Source organism: Georhizobium profundi (assembly GCF_003952725.1).
Taxonomy (GTDB): Bacteria; Pseudomonadota; Alphaproteobacteria; order Rhizobiales; family Rhizobiaceae; genus Georhizobium; species Georhizobium profundi.
The window spans coordinates 2,754,317-2,772,542 of record NZ_CP032509.1; the positions used below are offsets into that span (position 1 = coordinate 2,754,317).

20 protein-coding genes are annotated in these 18,226 nt (G+C 61.5%); 7 read left to right on the forward strand and 13 right to left on the reverse strand.

Annotation, left to right across the window (positions count from 1 at the left end; translation table 11 throughout):
• Positions 1-7: 7 nt before the first annotated feature.
• Positions 8-1,417, reverse strand: a complete 1,410-nt coding sequence (locus D5400_RS13210) for a pyruvate dehydrogenase complex E1 component subunit beta (protein WP_126010435.1) — start codon at positions 1,415-1,417, stop codon at positions 8-10.
• 15 nt (positions 1,418-1,432) lie between these two features.
• Complete coding sequence (pdhA, locus tag D5400_RS13215; protein ID WP_425364928.1) at positions 1,433-2,353, reverse strand: pyruvate dehydrogenase (acetyl-transferring) E1 component subunit alpha; 921 nt, start codon at positions 2,351-2,353, stop codon at positions 1,433-1,435.
• A 534-nt stretch (positions 2,354-2,887) separates the two neighbouring features.
• Between pdhA and D5400_RS13220 the strand changes: the two genes are divergently transcribed.
• Positions 2,888-3,109 carry a hypothetical protein gene (locus D5400_RS13220; protein ID WP_126010437.1) on the forward strand — a complete coding sequence of 74 codons (222 nt, stop codon included), beginning with the start codon at positions 2,888-2,890 and terminating at the stop codon, positions 3,107-3,109.
• Here D5400_RS13220 and D5400_RS13225 read toward each other — a convergent pair.
• The 4 genes from D5400_RS13225 to D5400_RS13240 form a co-directional block, all read right to left on the reverse strand.
• Complete coding sequence (locus D5400_RS13225; protein ID WP_164527889.1) at positions 3,088-3,480, reverse strand: DUF1850 domain-containing protein; 393 nt, start codon at positions 3,478-3,480, stop codon at positions 3,088-3,090. The genes D5400_RS13220 and D5400_RS13225 overlap by 22 nt on opposite strands.
• Positions 3,477-5,609 carry a TRAP transporter permease gene (locus tag D5400_RS13230; protein ID WP_126010439.1) on the reverse strand — a complete coding sequence of 711 codons (2,133 nt, stop codon included), beginning with the start codon at positions 5,607-5,609 and terminating at the stop codon, positions 3,477-3,479. The genes D5400_RS13225 and D5400_RS13230 overlap by 4 nt, the downstream gene beginning before the upstream one ends.
• Positions 5,610-5,745: 136 nt before the next feature.
• A complete protein-coding gene (locus tag D5400_RS13235; RefSeq protein ID WP_425364929.1) occupies positions 5,746-6,690 on the reverse strand; it encodes a TAXI family TRAP transporter solute-binding subunit in 945 nt (314 codons plus the stop codon).
• Between the two features lie 345 nt (positions 6,691-7,035).
• A complete protein-coding gene (locus D5400_RS13240) occupies positions 7,036-8,244 on the reverse strand; it encodes a hypothetical protein (protein WP_126010441.1) in 1,209 nt (402 codons plus the stop codon).
• Here D5400_RS13240 and D5400_RS13245 point away from each other — a divergent pair.
• The 3 genes from D5400_RS13245 to D5400_RS13255 are packed head-to-tail and all read left to right on the forward strand — an operon-like array spanning position 8,243 to position 10,546.
• Entirely contained in the window at positions 8,243-8,536 is a 294-nt protein-coding gene (locus tag D5400_RS13245) for a PepSY domain-containing protein (protein WP_126010442.1), read from the forward strand. The two genes, D5400_RS13240 and D5400_RS13245, sit on opposite strands and share 2 nt — an antisense overlap.
• Positions 8,533-9,201, forward strand: coding sequence for a response regulator (locus D5400_RS13250; protein WP_126010443.1), 669 nt, complete (start codon positions 8,533-8,535; stop codon positions 9,199-9,201). Before D5400_RS13245 ends, D5400_RS13250 begins: the two co-directional genes overlap by 4 nt.
• Before the next feature lie 16 nt (positions 9,202-9,217).
• Entirely contained in the window at positions 9,218-10,546 is a 1,329-nt protein-coding gene (locus D5400_RS13255; protein WP_164527890.1) for a sensor histidine kinase, read from the forward strand.
• A 4-nt stretch (positions 10,547-10,550) separates the two neighbouring features.
• Here the strand turns inward: D5400_RS13255 and D5400_RS13260 are convergent, their stop codons facing one another.
• Complete coding sequence (locus D5400_RS13260; protein ID WP_126010445.1) at positions 10,551-10,979, reverse strand: CBS domain-containing protein; 429 nt, start codon at positions 10,977-10,979, stop codon at positions 10,551-10,553.
• Between the two features lie 115 nt (positions 10,980-11,094).
• A complete protein-coding gene (locus D5400_RS13265; RefSeq protein ID WP_126010446.1) occupies positions 11,095-11,841 on the reverse strand; it encodes a rhomboid family intramembrane serine protease in 747 nt (248 codons plus the stop codon).
• 251 nt (positions 11,842-12,092) lie between these two features.
• Between D5400_RS13265 and D5400_RS13270 the strand changes: the two genes are divergently transcribed.
• Together D5400_RS13270 and D5400_RS13275 are read left to right on the forward strand one after the other, a co-directional pair.
• A complete protein-coding gene (locus tag D5400_RS13270; RefSeq protein WP_245451295.1) occupies positions 12,093-12,704 on the forward strand; it encodes a PilZ domain-containing protein in 612 nt (203 codons plus the stop codon).
• Between the two features lie 290 nt (positions 12,705-12,994).
• On the forward strand, positions 12,995-13,606 hold the full coding sequence (locus D5400_RS13275) for a transglutaminase-like cysteine peptidase (protein WP_126010447.1): 612 nt from the start codon (positions 12,995-12,997) through the stop codon (positions 13,604-13,606).
• Between the two features lie 85 nt (positions 13,607-13,691).
• Here the strand turns inward: D5400_RS13275 and D5400_RS13280 are convergent, their stop codons facing one another.
• Positions 13,692-14,219: a gamma carbonic anhydrase family protein gene (locus tag D5400_RS13280; protein WP_126010448.1), complete on the reverse strand. Its 528-nt coding sequence runs from the start codon at positions 14,217-14,219 to the stop codon at positions 13,692-13,694.
• A 127-nt stretch (positions 14,220-14,346) separates the two neighbouring features.
• Between D5400_RS13280 and D5400_RS13285 the strand changes: the two genes are divergently transcribed.
• Positions 14,347-15,087 carry a hypothetical protein gene (locus tag D5400_RS13285; protein WP_126010449.1) on the forward strand — a complete coding sequence of 247 codons (741 nt, stop codon included), beginning with the start codon at positions 14,347-14,349 and terminating at the stop codon, positions 15,085-15,087.
• A gap of 56 nt (positions 15,088-15,143) precedes the next feature.
• On the opposite strand, the gene D5400_RS13290 is transcribed toward D5400_RS13285, so the two are convergent.
• The 4 genes from D5400_RS13290 to D5400_RS13305 all read right to left on the reverse strand — a co-directional run bounded on the left by D5400_RS13290 (position 15,144) and on the right by D5400_RS13305 (position 18,185).
• Positions 15,144-15,347 carry a DUF3126 family protein gene (locus D5400_RS13290; protein WP_126010450.1) on the reverse strand — a complete coding sequence of 68 codons (204 nt, stop codon included), beginning with the start codon at positions 15,345-15,347 and terminating at the stop codon, positions 15,144-15,146.
• 186 nt (positions 15,348-15,533) lie between these two features.
• Positions 15,534-16,355 (reverse strand): serine O-acetyltransferase, encoded by an 822-nt coding sequence (cysE, locus tag D5400_RS13295; protein WP_126010451.1) that lies wholly within the window; start codon positions 16,353-16,355, stop codon positions 15,534-15,536.
• A gap of 169 nt (positions 16,356-16,524) precedes the next feature.
• Positions 16,525-17,406 (reverse strand): alpha/beta fold hydrolase, encoded by an 882-nt coding sequence (locus D5400_RS13300; RefSeq protein ID WP_126010452.1) that lies wholly within the window; start codon positions 17,404-17,406, stop codon positions 16,525-16,527.
• Positions 17,403-18,185 (reverse strand): alpha/beta fold hydrolase, encoded by a 783-nt coding sequence (locus tag D5400_RS13305; protein WP_126010453.1) that lies wholly within the window; start codon positions 18,183-18,185, stop codon positions 17,403-17,405. The genes D5400_RS13300 and D5400_RS13305 overlap by 4 nt, the downstream gene beginning before the upstream one ends.
• Between the last annotated feature and the right edge of the window lie 41 nt (positions 18,186-18,226).

Genomic DNA, 18,226 nt, shown 5'->3' on the forward strand with positions numbered 1-18,226 from the left:
CCCTCCCTCAGGCTTTGTAAGTCACGGCTTTCACAGCATCGACGACTTCCTGGACGTTCGGCAGAGCGAGCTTTTCCAGGTTGGCGGCGTAAGGCATCGGCACGTCCTTGCCTGCTATCGTGATGATCGGCGCGTCCAGATAATCGAACGCCTGCTGCATCACGCGCGTGGCGATCTCGGTGCCGACGGACGATTGCGGGAAACCTTCTTCCACGGTGACCAAACGACCCGTCTTCTTCACCGATTCGATGACGGTCGGCAGATCCATCGGGCGGATGGTGCGCAGGTCGATCAACTCGACATCGATGCCCAGTCCGGCCAGTTCGTCCATGGCCTTGACCGCATAGGTCATGCCGATGCCGAAAGAGACGATCGTGACGTCCGTACCCTTTTTGTGGATGCGGGCCTTGCCGATCGGCAGGACGAAATCGTCCATCTTCGGGACGTCGAAGCTCTGGCCGTAGAGGATTTCGTTTTCGAGGAAGATGATCGGGTTGGGATCGCGAATAGCAGCCTTGAGCAGGCCCTTGGCGTCGGCTGCCGTATAAGGCATGACAACCTTGAGGCCCGGGATGTGGCCGTACCATGCGGCATAGCACTGCGAGTGCTGTGCACCGACGCGAGCTGCGGCGCCATTCGGTCCACGGAAGACGATCGGCGCACCCATCTGGCCACCGGCCATGTAAAGGGTCTTGGCAGCCGAATTGACGATGTGGTCGATCGCCTGCATGGCGAAGTTGAACGTCATGAATTCGACGATCGGCTTCAGTCCAGACATGGCGGCACCGACGCCTACGCCGGCAAAGCCGTGCTCGGTGATCGGCGTATCGACCACGCGCTTGGCGCCAAACTCGTCCAGCAGCCCCTGTGTGATCTTGTAGGCGCCCTGATATTCGGCGACTTCTTCACCCATGATGAAGACGTCCTTGTCGCGGCGCATCTCCTCGGCCATGGCGTCGCGGAGCGCTTCTCGCACCGTCGTCGATACCATTTCGGTGCCTTCCGGAATATCCGGATCGGACTGCGCTTCGACCTTGGGCTGCGCCGGGACCTTGCCGCTTTCCTTGGCGCCTTCGGCCTCGCCTTTCGACTCCGTCTTGGGAGCTTCCGCTTCGGCAGGCGCTTCGGCTTCTGCCTTCTTGTCACCACCGGACGCAGCGGCCGATGCGTCTTCGCCCTCTTCGGCAAGGATCGCGATGACGGCATTCACCTTGACGTTCTCGGTGCCCTCCGGAACCACGATCTTGGCGATCGTACCTTCATCGACGGCTTCGACTTCCATCGTCGCCTTATCGGTCTCGATCTCGGCGATGACGTCACCGGCGGTGACCGTATCGCCTTCCTTTTTCAACCATTTCGACAGCGTGCCCTCTTCCATCGTCGGGGACAGCGCCGGCATCAGAATTTCAACAGACATGGGCGGCTCCCAACCTTAGATGAGGATGTCGGTGTAAAGCTCGGACGGATCCGGCTCTGGATTTGACTGCGCGAAATCGGCGCTATCGGCCACGATGTCGCGGATCTTCTTATCCATCGCCTTCAGTTCGTCTTCGCTCGCCCATGCATTGTCGAGGATCCGCTTGCGCACCTGCTCGATCGGGTCCTGCTCGGAGCGCATTTTCTGCACTTCGTCCTTGGTGCGGTATTTCGCAGGGTCCGACATGGAGTGGCCGCGGTACCGGTAGGTCAGCATTTCCAGAATGATCGGGCCCTTGCCCGAACGGCAGTGCTCGGCGGCGAGGTCGCCGGCGGCCTTGACCGCGCGCACGTCCATGCCGTCCACCTGAATGCCTGGGATGTTGAACGATGCGCCGCGCTGCGAGAAATCGGTCTGGGCCGAAGCACGCGACACCGATGTGCCCATGGCGTAGCGGTTGTTTTCGACGATGTAGACGACGGGCAGTTTCCAGAGCGCCGCCATGTTGAAGCTCTCGTAGACTTGGCCCTGGTTGGCCGCGCCATCACCGAAATAGGTTAGCGAGATGTTGTCGTTGCCGCGGTAGCTGTTGGCAAAGGCAAGCCCGGTGCCGAGCGAGACCTGGCCACCGACGATGCCGTGACCGCCGTAGAAGCCCTTCTCCTTGGAGAACATGTGCATGGAGCCGCCCTTGCCGCGGGAATAGCCATCCCTGCGGCCGGTCAGTTCGGCCATGACGCCGCGCGGGCTCATGCCGGTGGCGAGCATGTGGCCATGGTCACGGTAGCCCGTGATGACCTGATCGCCCTCTTTCAGCGCCATCTGCATGCCGATGACGACAGCTTCCTGACCGATGTAGAGGTGGCAGAAACCGCCGATGAAGCCCATGCCGTAGAGCTGGCCGGCCTTCTCTTCGAAACGCCGGATCAGCAGCATGTCGTTGTAGGCCTGCAGTTCACGCTCCTTGGTGAACTCCTCCGGCGCCGGAGGCGCGATGATCTGTCCGACAGGTGACGACTTCTTCGTCTGCTGGCGAACGGATGCGGATGTGCGGGCAGATGACGTACGGCGTGCAGCCGTTGACGCGGGCTTGCGCGTGGCCATGCATTTCCTCCCTGAGACGCATTTCGTTACACCGAACCTATGCCAAAGCGAAACGACCAGCAACAGCGCAAATGCATAGCTTCAATGCAGCGGAAGTGACTGAAAAGACGAAGATTTTTGTACGTTAACCTGTTTCGTGTTAATTGCTGCATTGCGGTCATTGCGGCGCACAAGGGAATGATGCGACGCACTATGCGGGGAGCATTCCAGGCCGTTACCCGGGCTTGCCGGTGGCCGAAAATGGTACAGACGAAAAGCACTCGTTAGCCGTCTCGCGAGGGCGTTGGGGAAGCCGGCTTTATAAGCGCTGGAGTTCTGCCATTTTAGCGAGTTCGGGGGCATAACCTCATGCCTTTGGAGATCGACATGACGTCGGACAGCTTCGATAAGATGGTGCGCTTTCTGGTTGATGATCAGGCAGTGAGCAACGACGATATTCGAGCCGCGATCGATGAGCTCGACGAGGACCTTCTCACCGCACGCTATCGCAGTGCGCCGGTGCCGTTCGAGCGGTTTCGCTTGAGGAAGGTTCTACGCGCCGTGGCGCTCGAACGCGGGGTCGGCTGTCAGTCCTCAAACAGCGGCTGACCAGGTCCATTGCAGGCCTTCATTTCCAGGATTGTGCCGGAGACAGGCAGAAGCGTGCCCATCGCGCGGCAACGGTGCATGGCGCATATCTGCCAGTCGCTGCCTTGCCCTGCATCCGAGAAGATCACGGACGGCCGGGGTGAAAGGTCGGGCTCGTAGACCCATGCCCTATCGATCAACTGCGCACCGGCTGGAATTTCCATTCCGGCACCAGTGCCCTGAACATGCGCGCGCTCGATGACCAACAGACCATCGGCGATGCGCCACTCCTCGCGCCATTCGGTCTTTTCCACCGAGTGCGTCCAGACGAGGGAAAACGCTTCAAGCGCGAGCGCGACGGTTTTGCCCGCCGCGCTCAGGCAGAGGCTCATTCGCCGGCGACCGTGGCCTGCTCGCGGCTCCTGCGGCCGCGCCACCATTGCAGAGCCAGGAACAGGGCAGCAAGCGCGAAGCCCACTTCATCGGTGATCGGCATAGCCAGAACGAGTGAGAAGGCAGCGGCTGTCGCCAGCAGCCGTTCCCACCAGGCAAGCGGTGCAAACATGAAGCCGATCGCGGCAGCCCCCCAGAGCGAAATCGAGATCACGGTCTTGAAGACGATGTAGGCGACGGCCGGCCAGAAGCCGATCGCATCGGCGAGCGGGCCGCCGTCCTGCATCATGAGCGCTGGGGTATAGACCGCCATGAAGGGGATGACGAAGCCCGCGAGCGCGATCTTTACCGCCTGCATGCCGATCTTCATGCCTGACTCCTTTGCGATCGGAGCTGCGGCGAAGGCGGCGAGTGCGACCGGCGGCGTCAGATCGGCAAGGATGCCGAAATAGAACACGAACATGTGGCTGACGAGCAGCGGTACGCCGAGCTCTAGCAGCGCCGGGCCGGCGATCGACGACGTGATGATGTAGTTCGGGATCGTCGGGATGCCCATGCCGAGGATGAGACAGGTGATCATCGTCAAAACGAGCGACAGAAAGAGGTTCGTTTCACCGATGCGGACGATGAAGGAAGCGAATGTCGAGGCCGAACCGGTCAGGGTGAGGATGCCGATGATGACGCCGACCATGGCGCAGGCGATCGCGACCGGAAGGGCATTCTTGGCACCGTCCGCCAGGGCGTCGCGGCAATCGGCGAGCGTCTGCCGACCGCCCTTGACGAAGGCATTGACGGCGATAAGCACCGCGATCGTGGTGATGATGACGTTGACGCCATACTGAAAGAACGCGGCGCAGAGCAGTCCGAGCAGGATCCAGAACAGAAAGCGGATCGCCTGGCCGGGCAGCCCGCGCGCGATGGCGCCGCCGAGGATGAGGACAGCCGTAAGGGCAAGACCCATCGTGCCGGCAAAGAGCGGCGTGTAGCCCGTGAACAGCAGATAGACGAGCGCCGCCAGAGGAATGATCAGGTACCAACCTGCCCGCAGCGCACCGATAGCGCTCGGCAGCTGGTCGCGGCGCATGCCGACCAGACCGCGTTTGCCGGCTTCCAGATGCACCATCCAGAAGGCCGAGAAGAAATAGAGGACCGCCGGGATGATCGCGGCGATCACCACTTCGCGGTAGGGAATGTTCAGCGTTTCGGCCATGATGAAGGCGACCGCACCCATGACCGGGGGCATGATCTGCCCGCCCATGGACGACACGGCCTCGACGCCGCCGGCGAAGGCCGGCTTGTAGCCAAAGCGTTTCATCAACGGGATGGTGAACTGGCCGGTGGTGACGACGTTCGCGACACCGGAACCCGAAATCGTGCCCATGAAGCCCGACGAGACGACGGCCACTTTCGCCGGTCCGCCGCGCGTGTGGCCAACCATGCCGAGCGAAACATCGGTGAAAAGTTTGATCATCCCTGCCCGCTCGAGGAATGAGCCGAAGAGGATGAACAGGAAGATGTAGGTTGCCGAGACGTAGACCGGCGTGCCGTAGATGCCTTCGGTGCCGAAGCCGAGATGGCCGATGATTTGGTCGAAGCCGTAGCCGCGATGGGCCAGCACCCCGGGGAAATATTCGCCGAACATGCCGTAAATCAGAAAGATGCCGGCAATGATCGGCAACGCGATCCCCATCAGGCGGCGCGTCGCTTCGAAGACGAGCGCAATCATGACCGAGCCGACCACGAGGTCCTGCGTGATGAGCCAGCCGCCCTCGCGCAGAATGAGATCCTCGTAGAAGACGTAGTGATAGACGCCGGTCAGAAAGCCCACGATGCCGGCACTCCACAGCGCGATGCGCAGCGGTAGTGGGCCACCCTTGAGGCTGGCAATGAGGGAGAAGCCGAGAAGCAGCACGAAGCCGACATGCAGCGCGCGAACCGTCTGGCTGGGCAGCGAATGGTAAGCGGCAAACCACAGTTGGAAGACCGAGAATGCAATGGCGATCAGGAAGACAATGCGCCCCTCCAGCCCCTGTCCGAACCCTCCAGGCAGGCCGTGTTCGGCCTCCGATGCTTCAGCCGGTGCCTGCAGTTCGGCCTGCAAAGGCAAATCGCGATCGGTGGATGTCATGGTCTTTCACTCGCTGAGCAACTTGCAGGCGGCAAATGTGGCGCCGCGCGCCGTTTGATTCTGTGGGGCGATACGCAATCAGCGCCCCGGGAAGCCCGGGACGCTGGATGTCAGTCATCGCTATTTGGCCGACATGTCAGTCGATAAGGCCCTGCTCGCGATAGTAGCGCTCGGCGCCCGGATGGAGCGGTACGGGGTTTTCATCGACGGCATTCTGAATGTCGATCTCCGCGGCTGCCGAATGCGCAGACGCCATCCGATCGAGGTTTTCGTAGAGCAGCTTGGTCATCTGGTAGACGGTCTCCTCGTCCACATCTTCGTGGGTCACGAGGTAATTGATGACCGATGCGGTCTCCACGTCCTCATCCTGGCCCTCATAGGTGCCGGCAGGAATGATCGCAGGCGCGTAAGGCGCGCCGATCGATTCCACCAGTTCCGAAGGGATTTCGACGATGGTCGTCGGGTTGGTCGTAGAAAGATCCTGGATCGATGCGACACCGAGACCAGCAGACTGCAGGGTCGCATCCAGCTGACGGTTCTTCATCAGTTCGACGGATTCGGCGAAAGGCAGATACTGGACCTGACCGAGATCCTCGTAGGTCATGTCGGCGGCGCCAAGAATGGCGCGGGTGTTCAACTCCGTGCCTGAAGCCGGTGCGCCGACCGACAGGGTACGGCCTTCCAGATCGGCGAGCGTCGTGATGCCGGAATCAGCCGTCGCGACGAGCTGGAGATAGTTCGGGTAGATCGCTGCAACACGGCGCAGCTTCTGCAGAGGTGCACGGAAGCCGGCCTCCTCGTTGCCTTCCCAGCCCATGACGAGGGAATCGCCGAGCGAGAAACCGATCTCGCCTCTGCCCTGTTCAAGGAGATTGAGGTTCTCGACCGATGCCTTGGTGGCCTGGACCTGGGTCCGAACGCCTTCGATGTTGTCGCCGTAGATCTCGGACATCGCAACGCCCAGGGGATAATAGACCCCCGACGTGCCGCCGGTCAGCACGTTGATGAACTGCTGCGCGCTTGCGGCGCCCGGAAATGCACCGATTGCCAGGACCATCCCGCCAAGGACAGCCTTCTTCATCAGTTTCGACATCGTTTTATCTCCTCCACATGACGGGTCTCTCGCCCGCGTTTTTCTGCTGCAAACACAGGCGACGCGCCGCCGCCCGATTCCTCCATATGCCGCCGCTCTCAAGCGCGCTCCCCGCGCCGAACCGACTGCCAGCGACCGCTTGGGCCGTGATTGATCGCGCTCTCTTGAACGGGCAAGCGCCACCCGACGGCGCGAAAGCTACACGGCACCTCCCCATCAGGCAAGTTGCACAGCGCCCAGCGGGGACGTTTCCCGGGTTGCGTCCCAAACGAAAGAAGCCGGCGGTCCATCACGAACCGCCGGCTTCGATCTTCGATCTTCCGGATGCCACGTTCAGCGCCGAAGCTGTTCCTTGTAGATTTCGCCGTTCAGATCCACGTGCAGCATGACCGTTTCACCCTCCGGGTTCACGGCGCTCACCTCGAAATGGCGCGGCTTGCGCTCAACGTCGCCGCCCCATGCATAGCCGCCGGCCTCGACAGCCGTCCGCAGAGTGCTTTCATCGACGCTTGGTTGTGGAGCGCGCACCTGATCATCGTCGATCTCGACTTTGAGAATGCGTCCGTCGGCGGCGATCTCCATTTCGATCTCGCGTCCTTCGGCATCATAACCATCCACTTCGGCATGGTTGCGCTTCACGTCATACTCCCGAAGGTCGACGATGCCGCGCTCGGCAACTGCGGCGCGGATGGCCTCCGGCAAGAACGTCGTCAGGTCCACGGTTGGCGCCGCCCTGTCGCTTTCGACATCGATCTTCTTGATCTGCCCGTCGAAGAAAACATCGATGTCGACCTCCCGGCCGTCCGCGTCGCGGGTCTCGAATTCATAGTGGCGGCCTTTGCGCTCGTCGAGACGGACGTCTGTCAGACCCGCGGCCTCGAGCATGGAAACAATCTGCTGAACATCTTCCTGGCCTGCAGGCGCGCCGTCTGACGCAGGACGACGCTCAGCATTGCCCCATGGCGGCGGACCATCGGCGCTGCGTACCTCGATCTCGCTACCGTCTTCGCGCACGATTCGGAACGCGTCGAAACCATCGCCATCCGGTTCGCCAAAGACAGTAAGCCGTTCGCCGGCACGAATGTCGTATTCCTGACCGCGCTCCGGCCCCATCTCGACGAGGACCCGTCCCGTGCCGTCATCGAGCACGAAACGATTGCCGAACACGTCGCTGACCTCGCCTTGGATGTTCATGCCAGCGGAGTTGCCGAGCTGATCGATCGACACCGTCTGCGCGAACGCGACAGTGCCAGCGAACGGGAGGGACGCGGCTGCGACGAGCATTGGAAGAATGGGGTTCGGCATGCGTTTCATGGTCAGTTCCTTTGCTGATGCCGCAAACGGTTTGAAAGACTGCGTTTCGACTTGCCCTTCTTTTAGGTCATCTGGCCTGAACGAGACCGCAACCGCATGGTTCAACTTCCATTCAAGATGCAGCGCTATACATGCGGTCATGATGACCGATGTTATTCCTTCTTCTCCAAAAGGGCTCAAGCGACCTGTCTTGCTCGCACTTGTCGTTGCCTCAGGTATCGCGATCATGGGCACCACGTCCGTAGCGGCAAACCCGATCGCGCCGACGATCCTCGCCCAGTCTCAAGGCGCGACCATATCCATCGCTGAAGCTATGGAGCGCGCCCAGGAGCGGTTCGAGGGAACGGTCATCGAAGCCGTGCTCGATACCGGAAGGCCGCATGAGCGCACCGATATCGTCTATGCCTTGCGCATGCTGACGCCACGCGGCGACATTCTGCGGATCCGTGTCGACGGACGCGACGGTGCCATATTGGAGGCCGACGGCCGCGGTTTGGTGGATGCGAGGCGACGCCCATGAGAGCGCTTGTGGTGGAAGACGATGAGCGCATCGCTGCCCAGCTCGCCGAGGCGCTGACCGCAGCCGGCTTTGCGGTCGATACGTCGCATGATGGCGAAGCGGCCGAATTCCTCGGTATGACCGAAACCTATGATGTGGTCGTGCTGGATCTCGGACTGCCCAAGATGGATGGCATCTCGGTCCTGACGAGCTGGCGGCGGGGCAAGCGGTTGATGCCGGTTCTAATCCTGACGGCGCGCGACGACTGGTCGGAGAAGGTGCGCGGTTTTCGCGCCGGTGCCGACGACTACATCGTCAAACCCTTCCGCATGGAAGAGGTCGTCGTGCGCTGCCGCAGCCTTGTGCGGCGCGCGGCCGGCCATGCCACGAGCGAACTGACCTGCGGTCCGCTGGTGCTCGACACGCAGCTCGCCATCATCACGCTCGATGGCCTGCCGCTGAAGCTCACCGCATTTGAGACGCGGATGCTGTCTTACCTGATCCACCACGCTGAACGCCCGATCACACGCACCGAACTGAGCGAACATCTCTATGAGCGCGATACGGATCGCGACTTCAATTCGATCGAAGTGATCATCGGTCGGCTGCGGCGCAAGATCGGTCGCAACATGATCGAGACGATCCGCGGCCAGGGATATCGCCTCTCCGCACCTACGAACGCCTGATATGGCGCGACGGTCGTTGAAACTTCGTCTTGTTGGCCTGGCGCTGGTCTGGACGACTGTCGCGATCCTGATCGCGGGGCTTTTCATTTCGGCACTTCTGCGCCAGTTCGTCGAACGCAATGCGGACGCGCAGTTGCAGGCGACGATGATCGCCGTCATGTCCGGCACCGAGTTCGACGAGCAGGGCAATGTGGTCATCGCCAATTCCGTCGTCGATCCGCGCTTCGATCGACCGCTTTCCGGCTGGTACTGGCAGGTCAATGACGAAAACGGTGTCCTGTCGCGCTCCCGTTCTCTCTGGGATGTCGAGCTCGGCGTCGCGGTCGCCGAACCGGATGGCACGATCACGACCCGCACGGAACCAGGGCCCAACGGGGCGATCATCCGCAAACAGGAACGCGATTTCACGGCGCCCGGTGGCACGCGCCGGCTGAGGGTCGTGGTCGCCATGCCTGCCGACCTGATCGAGGACGAAGTGGCGACCATCGTTCAGCCGCTCGTCCTGTCGCTTGCTTTGCTTGCCGCCGGAATCGCGATCGCGATCGGGCTCCAGGTGCACTTCGGATTGCAGCCGCTCGCCAAGCTCGGGCGCGACCTTGCGGCCGTGCGGCGTGGCGACAAGGAACGTTTGCCCGATCAGCCCTATGTCGAGATCGCGCCGGTCGCGTCCGAGATCAACGCGCTGCTCGCTCACAACAAGACGGTGATCGACCGCGCGCGCACCCATGTGGGCAATCTCGCCCATGGCCTGAAGACACCGCTGTCGGTCTTGAGCAACCGGCTCCAGACGGCAAGCAATGCCGACGGTGCACTCCTGCGCGATGCGACGGAGCAGATGAACCGGCTTATCGGCCACCATCTTCGCCGTGCGCGTTCGGCGGCGTCGCATGGCGTGCTCGGTGCGCGGGTCTCGGTCAGCGAAGCGATCTCCGATCTTTTTCCGGTATTTCGCGGCATCCACGCCGATCGTCATCTTACCCTGCAGGTGGACATCGACGGCCAACCGACCTTTGCCGGCGAGCGACAGGATCTCGACGAGATGCTCGGAAACCTGATCGACAATGCCTGCAAGTGGGCATCGAAATCGGTTTTGGTGACGGCCAGACCGATAGATGGCGGTCGCATCACCATATCGATCCGGGATGACGGTCCGGGGCTTGCGGAAGATGCTCTTCAAGCTGCGACGTCGCGTGGCGTGCGCTTCGACGAAAGCAAGCCCGGCAGCGGCCTCGGCCTTTCGATCGTTGACGATCTGGCACGTCTTTATGGCGGCACGCTCACGCTTGAACGCGCCGCCGGAACCGGCCTTCTGGCCACGCTGGAGCTTCCGGCCAGCGAGGCGTGAGCTATCAGCTGGCGATATAGGCCTTCATGTCTTCCGCCTCACGCTCGACATCCTGAATGCGCCGGCGCACCACGTCGCCGATGGATATGATGCCGGCCAGCCTGCCGTCGACTGCGACCGGCAGATGGCGGAAGCGGCCATTGGTCATGATCTCCATCACATCGTTGATGGAACTGTCTTCGCGGCATTGGACGACTTTGCGCGTCATGACGCTTGCAACGTCCTGATCCATGACGTCTCTGCCACGTTCGGCGATGGCGCGCACGATATCGCGTTCGGACAGAATGCCGAGAATGTGACGATCCGGATCGACGACGACGACCGCGCCGATCTTCTGCTGCGTCAGCACGCGCGCGGCTTCCATGAGGGTCGTTTCGCGACCGACCGTGGTCACGTTGCGTCCCTTTTCATCCAATATGATTCTGACTGTCATCACTTCCTCCAAATGCCGCGGCTCGACGCAATTTCCCCACCCGTCCGAGCACCCTCGCGGCGCATCGTGCGGCGGCGGCGGAAGTTTTTCAAGCAGGACCTTGGGGTGCCGACGGTCAGGCCCAGGATCGACGATCGAAGAAGGCGAAGCCGAGGAAGCCGAACAGGAATCCGCCGATATGCGCCTCCCAAGCGATCTGGGTCGTGCCGGTCGGGTCCGACCCGAAGCCGAAGGCGGCCAAGGCGTTGATGCCGAACCAGAGCCCCACATAGACGAGGACAGTCCGGTTGCTCAGCGATTCCACCACCGACAGTCGCGGCAGGAAGTGCGCCTTTTCACGCCTGAAGCGGCCGCTCTGCGGAAAGGCAAATCGTGCGGCCGCACCCATGAGGCCGGAAACGACGCCGGACGCGCCGATGACGGGCACGTCGTCTCCCCAATGAAGGGCGAGATGCAGCGCGACGGCAGCCACAGCCGACGCGACCCAGAACAGGACGAAGCGCGTCGTGCCTATCCGGCGCGCCACGATCGCTCCGAACGCCACCAGCCAGAGAGAGTTCACGATGATATGGGCAAAGCTGCCATGGAGAAGCGAATAGGTGACGGGTGACCACAGCCATGCGGGCGACTGATCCGTCAAAGGAACGGCATAACGCAGCGGAATGAACGCCGTTTCCAGCAGCAGACCCAGATCCTGAATGCGGCCCAGAAGTCCGACGCGGATCAGATGAATTGCCCAAAGCAGGCCGAGTGCCACCACCACGACACGGGGCAGATTGAAGACCGGTTCGGAACGCCGCTCAGGCTCGGGCGCTGCGCCAAACGGTTCTCCGGGCGCCACACTGCCATTGTCGTTGGTCATGGATGAACTACTCCTGCGCCGCGTCCGGCCAGAGCCGCTTTTGCGGCATCGGCGTCGGATCAGAGGTGGGACGGTGGAGGCTCAAAGTCAATCGAATGAGGCCACGGCACCTCGCACGCACAGCGTGCACAAAGCCCGCGTCGGACGCGCAATGCGCCATTTTTACACGACGACGACTGGCGAATATTACCGGTTGTTAACAGATATGGCCTAACCTTGGGGACAAGATCCTGCTTATGCCAAGGGGCACCATGTCATTCGTCCTCGAAAAGGCGCCAAGCGCCCCGACTGCATCCGGCGATCGACGCTTCCAAAGCGTGACCGTCAACCTGCCCGGTCGCCTCATGTGCGCGGATTTTTCCGAGTTCGATTGCGTTGCGGCGGAAATGTCGCCAGGTGATGTGGTGTTTCAATGCACCGCGCGTCCGAAAACCAACGAGCGGATCGTGGCCTACCTCGATCACATCGGCCGTATCGAAGGCCGCGTCGTAGAGGCGGATGGGCGCGGATTTTCCATCACGCTCAACGCGACGCAGCGCAAGCGGGAGAAGCTGGCGGCGCAGCTGACATGGCTTGCCAACAAGCACGAGCTAGCCCTGCCGGAAGATCGTCGCCATGAGCGCTACACGCCGCGCAGCGCGCGTTCCGAAATCCTTCTGGAAGACGGCCGGCGCTATGCATGCCGCGTGATCGATTTGTCGCTTTCCGGCGCCGCAATCGAGATCGACGTGCGCCCTGCCCTCGGCACGCCGCTGACACTTGGTACGATGCGCGGCCGCGTGGTGCGCCACTTCCAGGAAGGCGTCGCCATGGAGTTCGTGCGCGTTCAACCGCCCGAAGCATTGCGAAATTATCTCGGATAATTTTCCAGCCGCTGGCTCAAAAGAAGCCGATTTTCGGCCAAAACAGTCGCTGTACCAAATCAAGACAAGGCCGCCTCGCTCGACGCCAGGCGGCCTTTTTCGTTCTGCAAACGCGAGAACTCCGGGATTTCGATGGTTAAGAAAGTTATTCGCCAATCGATAAAATGCGGTATAGTATAGTTTCGAATTTCTTGCCGCGTAACATCGCATTTGTACTTAACTCTACTATGCTATTTTGCGTGATCTAAAATTGTTCGTGGCAATGTCTTCCCAACACGGGGAAGCAACCAATGAACAAAATGCAAAAAGCAATCTTCGCGGCAATCGCTCTGACGGGCGCCATTCTGGGACAGAACAGTGCCGGCGCCGCCTCGCTCAACATGGTCACCACCGGCGCCACGAGCCAGCCGATCGGCCATCACGAATTCTGCCTGCGCCTGCCGCACGAATGCCAGGCGACTTCTGGCGTCACCGGCGCACCGGCGCAGCTGACCCGCCAGGCCTGGGCCGACATGCTGCATGTCAACGCGACAGTGAACCGGACAATCATTCCGCTGACGGACCAGGAGATCTACGGCGTCGAGGAGTACTGGGACTTCCCGACCAGCGTTGGCGACTGCGAGGACTACGCCCTGCTCAAGCGCCGCATGCTGATCGAGCGCGGCTTTTCCGCCGAACACCTGCTAATCACCGTCGTCCTGCAGCCGGACGGTTCAGGTCATGCCGTGCTGACGGTCACCACCGACCATGGCGACTTCATTCTCGACAATATGCGTGAGCGCGTCATGCTCTGGTCCGACACGGAATACACCTATCTCAAGCGCCAGGCGGGCAACCATGCCGGCCGCTGGAACAAGATCGACGACAACCGCAATCCGATGGCTGTCGGCGCCGTGCGCTAATTTAAATCCCTAAGATCCGTCCCGCTTCCCCGTGGACGGGTCTCTCTGGCCGGCGCTCCAACAAGGAGTGCCGGCTTTTTTCTTTTCAGTCGATGCGCACGAGACCGGCAGCAAAGCGCTTGGCATTGTCGATATAGTGGGCAGCCGAAAGCCGAAGCATCGTGGTCGCGGTGTCATCCAGTTCGCGCACGACCTTCCCCGGCGAGCCTAGCACCATGGAATTGTCCGGGATGATCTTGCGTTCCGTCACGAGTGCCCCGGCGCCGATGAGGCAGTTCTTGCCGATTACCGCGCCGTTCAGGACCGTGGCGCCCATGCCGATCAGGCTGTTGTCGCCGATGGTGCAGCCATGCAGCATCGCCTTATGGCCGATGGTGCAACCTTCCCCGATGCTCAGGGGAAAGCCCATGTCGGTGTGGAGGACGCAATTTTCCTGAATGTTGGAGCCCCGGCCGACGCGAATGAACTCGTTGTCGCCGCGCAGAACAGCGTTGAACCATATGCCGACATCCTCACAGATCTCCACGGCGCCGATGACTTCCGCTGAAGCCGCGATCCAATGAAAGCCACCGGGCAGTTCTGGTTCTCTGTCGTCCAGTCGATAAAGCGCCAATCCATCATCCTCCCAAATCAGCTCTTCACGTTAAGAACGGGTTAACCCTGTTGGCGCAAGCCTTGAAGCAGCTTCGCATCTCTCTTCGTCGATTCGTTGCGGCGATCAGATGCGCCAGAGAGGCATCATGGCATACGATCAGACCAGACATGAAGGCGAACGCTTCGAGCCGATCATCACCTCGCGCCTCGTGACACGGTTGATGCTCGGCGTCGCCGCTTTTGCGGCGCTGTCGGCCGCGGCGGCTATCGGCGGGCGGTGGGTGGGCGAACGCATCGCCATGGCCGGCCACTCCACATCGACCGAGCTGTTTCGCTCAACGATCGGCGAAGACGTCTTCGATCTGCCGGCCAACGTCATCCGTTTCGAAAACCAGCGCCACGCAGGACCCAAAGCGAGCCTTGATCTCTACTTCCGCTGGCCGGACATGCAGGGCTATTCAGCAGATACGCGCGATGACTTTAACGCCGTTGACGGAACCAGCGCGGTCATCTTCGTGTCGCTCACACCGCAGATCATGTCCAAGGACATGTCCGGCCGCTATGCGCCGATCTACAGCCACCTCGTCGAAGGAGCAGCGGAACCCGGCCCGTCGGGACTTTCCGTCCACAAGCTGACGCATGTGACGGGCTATGCCGGGGAGCTCTTGTACGTGGAGAGTGGGGCGACTGGGGACCCCTATGTCGTTCGGTGCCTGGACGACACCGATGCGTCCAGCTTCGGTCTTACCACGACGGCTTGCCAGCGCGATATCCTGATCGGCGGCGACACGTCGGTGCTCTACCGATTCCCAGCGACACTCCTGCCGGAATGGCATTCGGTGGAGGTGGCAGTGCGCCAATATCTGGATGTCGCACTGCAGGATTGAGATCGCATCAGCCGCGCGTTCGGTCCTCAGACCGGCCGGCACGGCTCACTTCTTGATCACAGATCGACGTCGAGGATCGCCATCGAGAAATTGAAGGAAAGATCGCCGTCTTCGTCGTCGCGGAAAACGACGCCCAGGAACTCGTCACCGATATAGACCTCGGCGGAGTCGTCTTTTCGTGGACGCGCCTTGACCTGCATGCGGTCGTTGAAGGTGCGCTTGAAATAGGCCTCTAGCTTGCGGATTTCGTCGGGCTTCAATGGAGGCTCCGTGGCTTGCGGTCGGTGCAATATCGTCGCCCGCAAATAAGCGCGGCGCAATACGGACCGGAGTTTACAGATGATGGAACCGGCTGCAAATCACGTCATTGCAGTGCCGGTCGTGAACCGGAGCGCTTGTCGCATGCTGCAAGCCGGGCTGTAAACCCGGATGGCCGAAAAGCATTCTTAGATGGAGCCGAGCAGCTGGTCCATCGCGCGCGACGGCTCGTCGCATCCAGCACTTCCAATGACGCGGGCCGGAACGCCGGCGACGGTCGAGTTTGCCGGAACCGGCTTCAACACCACCGAGCCGGCGGCGATGCGCGAGCAATGGCCGATGACGATGTTGCCGAGGATTTTCGCGCCGGCGCCGATGAGCACGCCGTTTTCGATCTTCGGGTGGCGATCGCCGCCCTGCTTACCGGTACCGCCAAGCGTCACGCCCTGCAGGATAGAGACGTTGTCGCCGACGCGAGCCGTAGCGCCAACGACGAGACCGGTCGCATGATCCAAGAAGATGCCCTTGCCGAACGGAGCAGCCGGATTGATGTCAGTCTGGAAGACAGCGGACGAGCGGCTTTGCAGATAAAGCGCAAAATCACGGCGTCCTTTGGTCCAGAGCCAATGAGCCAGCCGGTGCGTCTGGATCGCATGGAAGCCTTTGAAGTAAAGAACGGGTTCGATGAACCGGTCGCAGGCGGGATCGCGATCATACACGGCCTGGATGTCGACCCGCAGCCAGGATTCCCACTCCCGCCAATCGTCGCGCATTTCGAGAAATGCCTGCCGGATCACGCTCGCTGGCACGTCCGCATGGTCGAGGCGCTCGGAAATCCGATGGATCACCGCCTCCTCGAGGCTGCGGGCATTGAGGATGGTGCTGTAGAGAAAGCCCGAAAGAACGGGCTCATTGACGGAGGCCTCTTCGGCTTCCTGGCGGATCGCGTTCCAGATCGGGTCCATGACCTTGAGGTTGTCGGTCAGTTTCGCATCGCTGCGCGCAGCCATGGACGGCTCCTCTCGCAAAGTGGCTCCAGCCGCAAACATAGTGGACTGAACGCCTGACTTAAATGGGGTGTTGGTACTATGCAGATTCAAGATGAAATTTTCGCGTTCGCTGAAAGCTGCGCACGCAGTTCGGAGATGTCGCTTATCGCATAGCCCGCTTGGATGCAGGTTACGACGCAACCGCCGTTTCTTCCAGCAAAAAGCCGATCACCGCGTCGGTGAACGCATCGTTTCTGTCGCCGGCAACCATGTGTCCCGCTCCCAGAACGTCGACATAGCGCGCATGCGGCACGGCCGTCAGAAACTCCGCGACCGCGTCCTCCGTGACCAGCTCCGATTGTCGGCCGCGAACGAGCAGCGTCGGCACCTTGAGCTTCGCAACGATCAAATCCAGTTCGGCCTCGACCGATGCGCGCTCGAAATTCACCGGGCGCGGACCAGCCATGAAGGCCGGGTCCCAGTGCCAGCGATATCGTCCGTCGTCGCTGCGTCGCAGGTTCTTTGCGAGCCCGGACATGGAGGCCGGTTTGCGTCGCGCGGGCAGATAAGCGCTGATGGCGGCGGCTGCCTCCTCGAGCGTCGCAAACCCTTCGCCCATGCGCTCGCCCATGAAGCCGTGGATGCGTCGAATTCCGTCGGGATCCATGCGCGGGGTCACGTCGACGAGGACGAGGCCACCGAGCAGATCATGATCCGCCCTGCCCTCCGCCAGCAGCGAAGCAAGCCCGCCAAGCGATGCCCCGACCACGATCGGACGCCGACCAGACTGTCGTTCCATGTCCCGGCAGACGGCCGCAAGGTCGGCGGCGAAATCATAGAAGGCGTAAGCCTTGGAGCCGACCCAGGCGCTGTCGCCATGGCCGCGCTGGTCCATCGCGATAGCGGTGAAGCCGGCGTTGGCCAATGCACGCGCCGTGCCGCGCCAGGCGTGCCGCGTCTGTCCGCCGCCATGAACGAGGAGGACGGGCGGATGAGCAGATTTGGCACTGGGCTCGTAAAGGTCGGCGACGATGCGATTGCCTTCGACGCCTTCAAACGCGATCGTCTTCAAACCGAGCCTTCTTCCGCGAGGAATTTCAGAACGGCGGCTTTGAACACCTTGTCGCCCACCGCGAGCATATGGTCGCGGTTCGGAATATCGACGCCGCGTGCATTGGGAAGCATGGCGACAAGCTCCTCCGGCGAGCCTGCGATATCGTCCTTGGTGCCGACGCCGACGAGCACCGGCATCGTCAGGCGTGACAGCTGCTCGGGCTTTAGTTCCTCGCGCGACGTGATGCAGGCGGCCAGGGCCTTTCGATCGCTTTTCGTCTGTTCGGCAAACGCCCTGAACATGCGCCCGCGCGCGTGTGTCACGTCGTCGATGCTGTCGGCCAGGAGCGCGTCGGCAATCGGCGTCCAGTCGCCAACGCCCTTGACCAACCCCGCCGCAAGGCCGCCGAGAACGAGCCGTTTCACCCGCTCCGGCGCGTGGTGCGCAAAAAACGCGGAATTGCGCGCACCCATGGAATAGCCGAACACATGCGCTTTTTCGATCTCCAGGTGATCGAGCAGAGCCAGCCCATCACCCGCCATGATCGAGGCCGTATAGGCGCTTGGATCATGCGGCTTGTCGCTTTCCCCATGCCCGCGATTGTCCAGCGCAATGGCGCGATAGCCGGCCTCGGTCAGCGTCTTCACCCATCCCGGATAGACCCAATTGACATGGGCAGTCGATGCGAAACCATGAATGAGGAGAATGGGCGCACCCTCGCGCGGCCCTTCGTCCAGATAGGCTAAGGTGAGATCGCCAGATCGAAAGCGATGCATCTGCTTCTTGTCGAGATTCATGCGGGTCCTCTTTGTTGCGCGGCACACTAGAGGTAGACCCG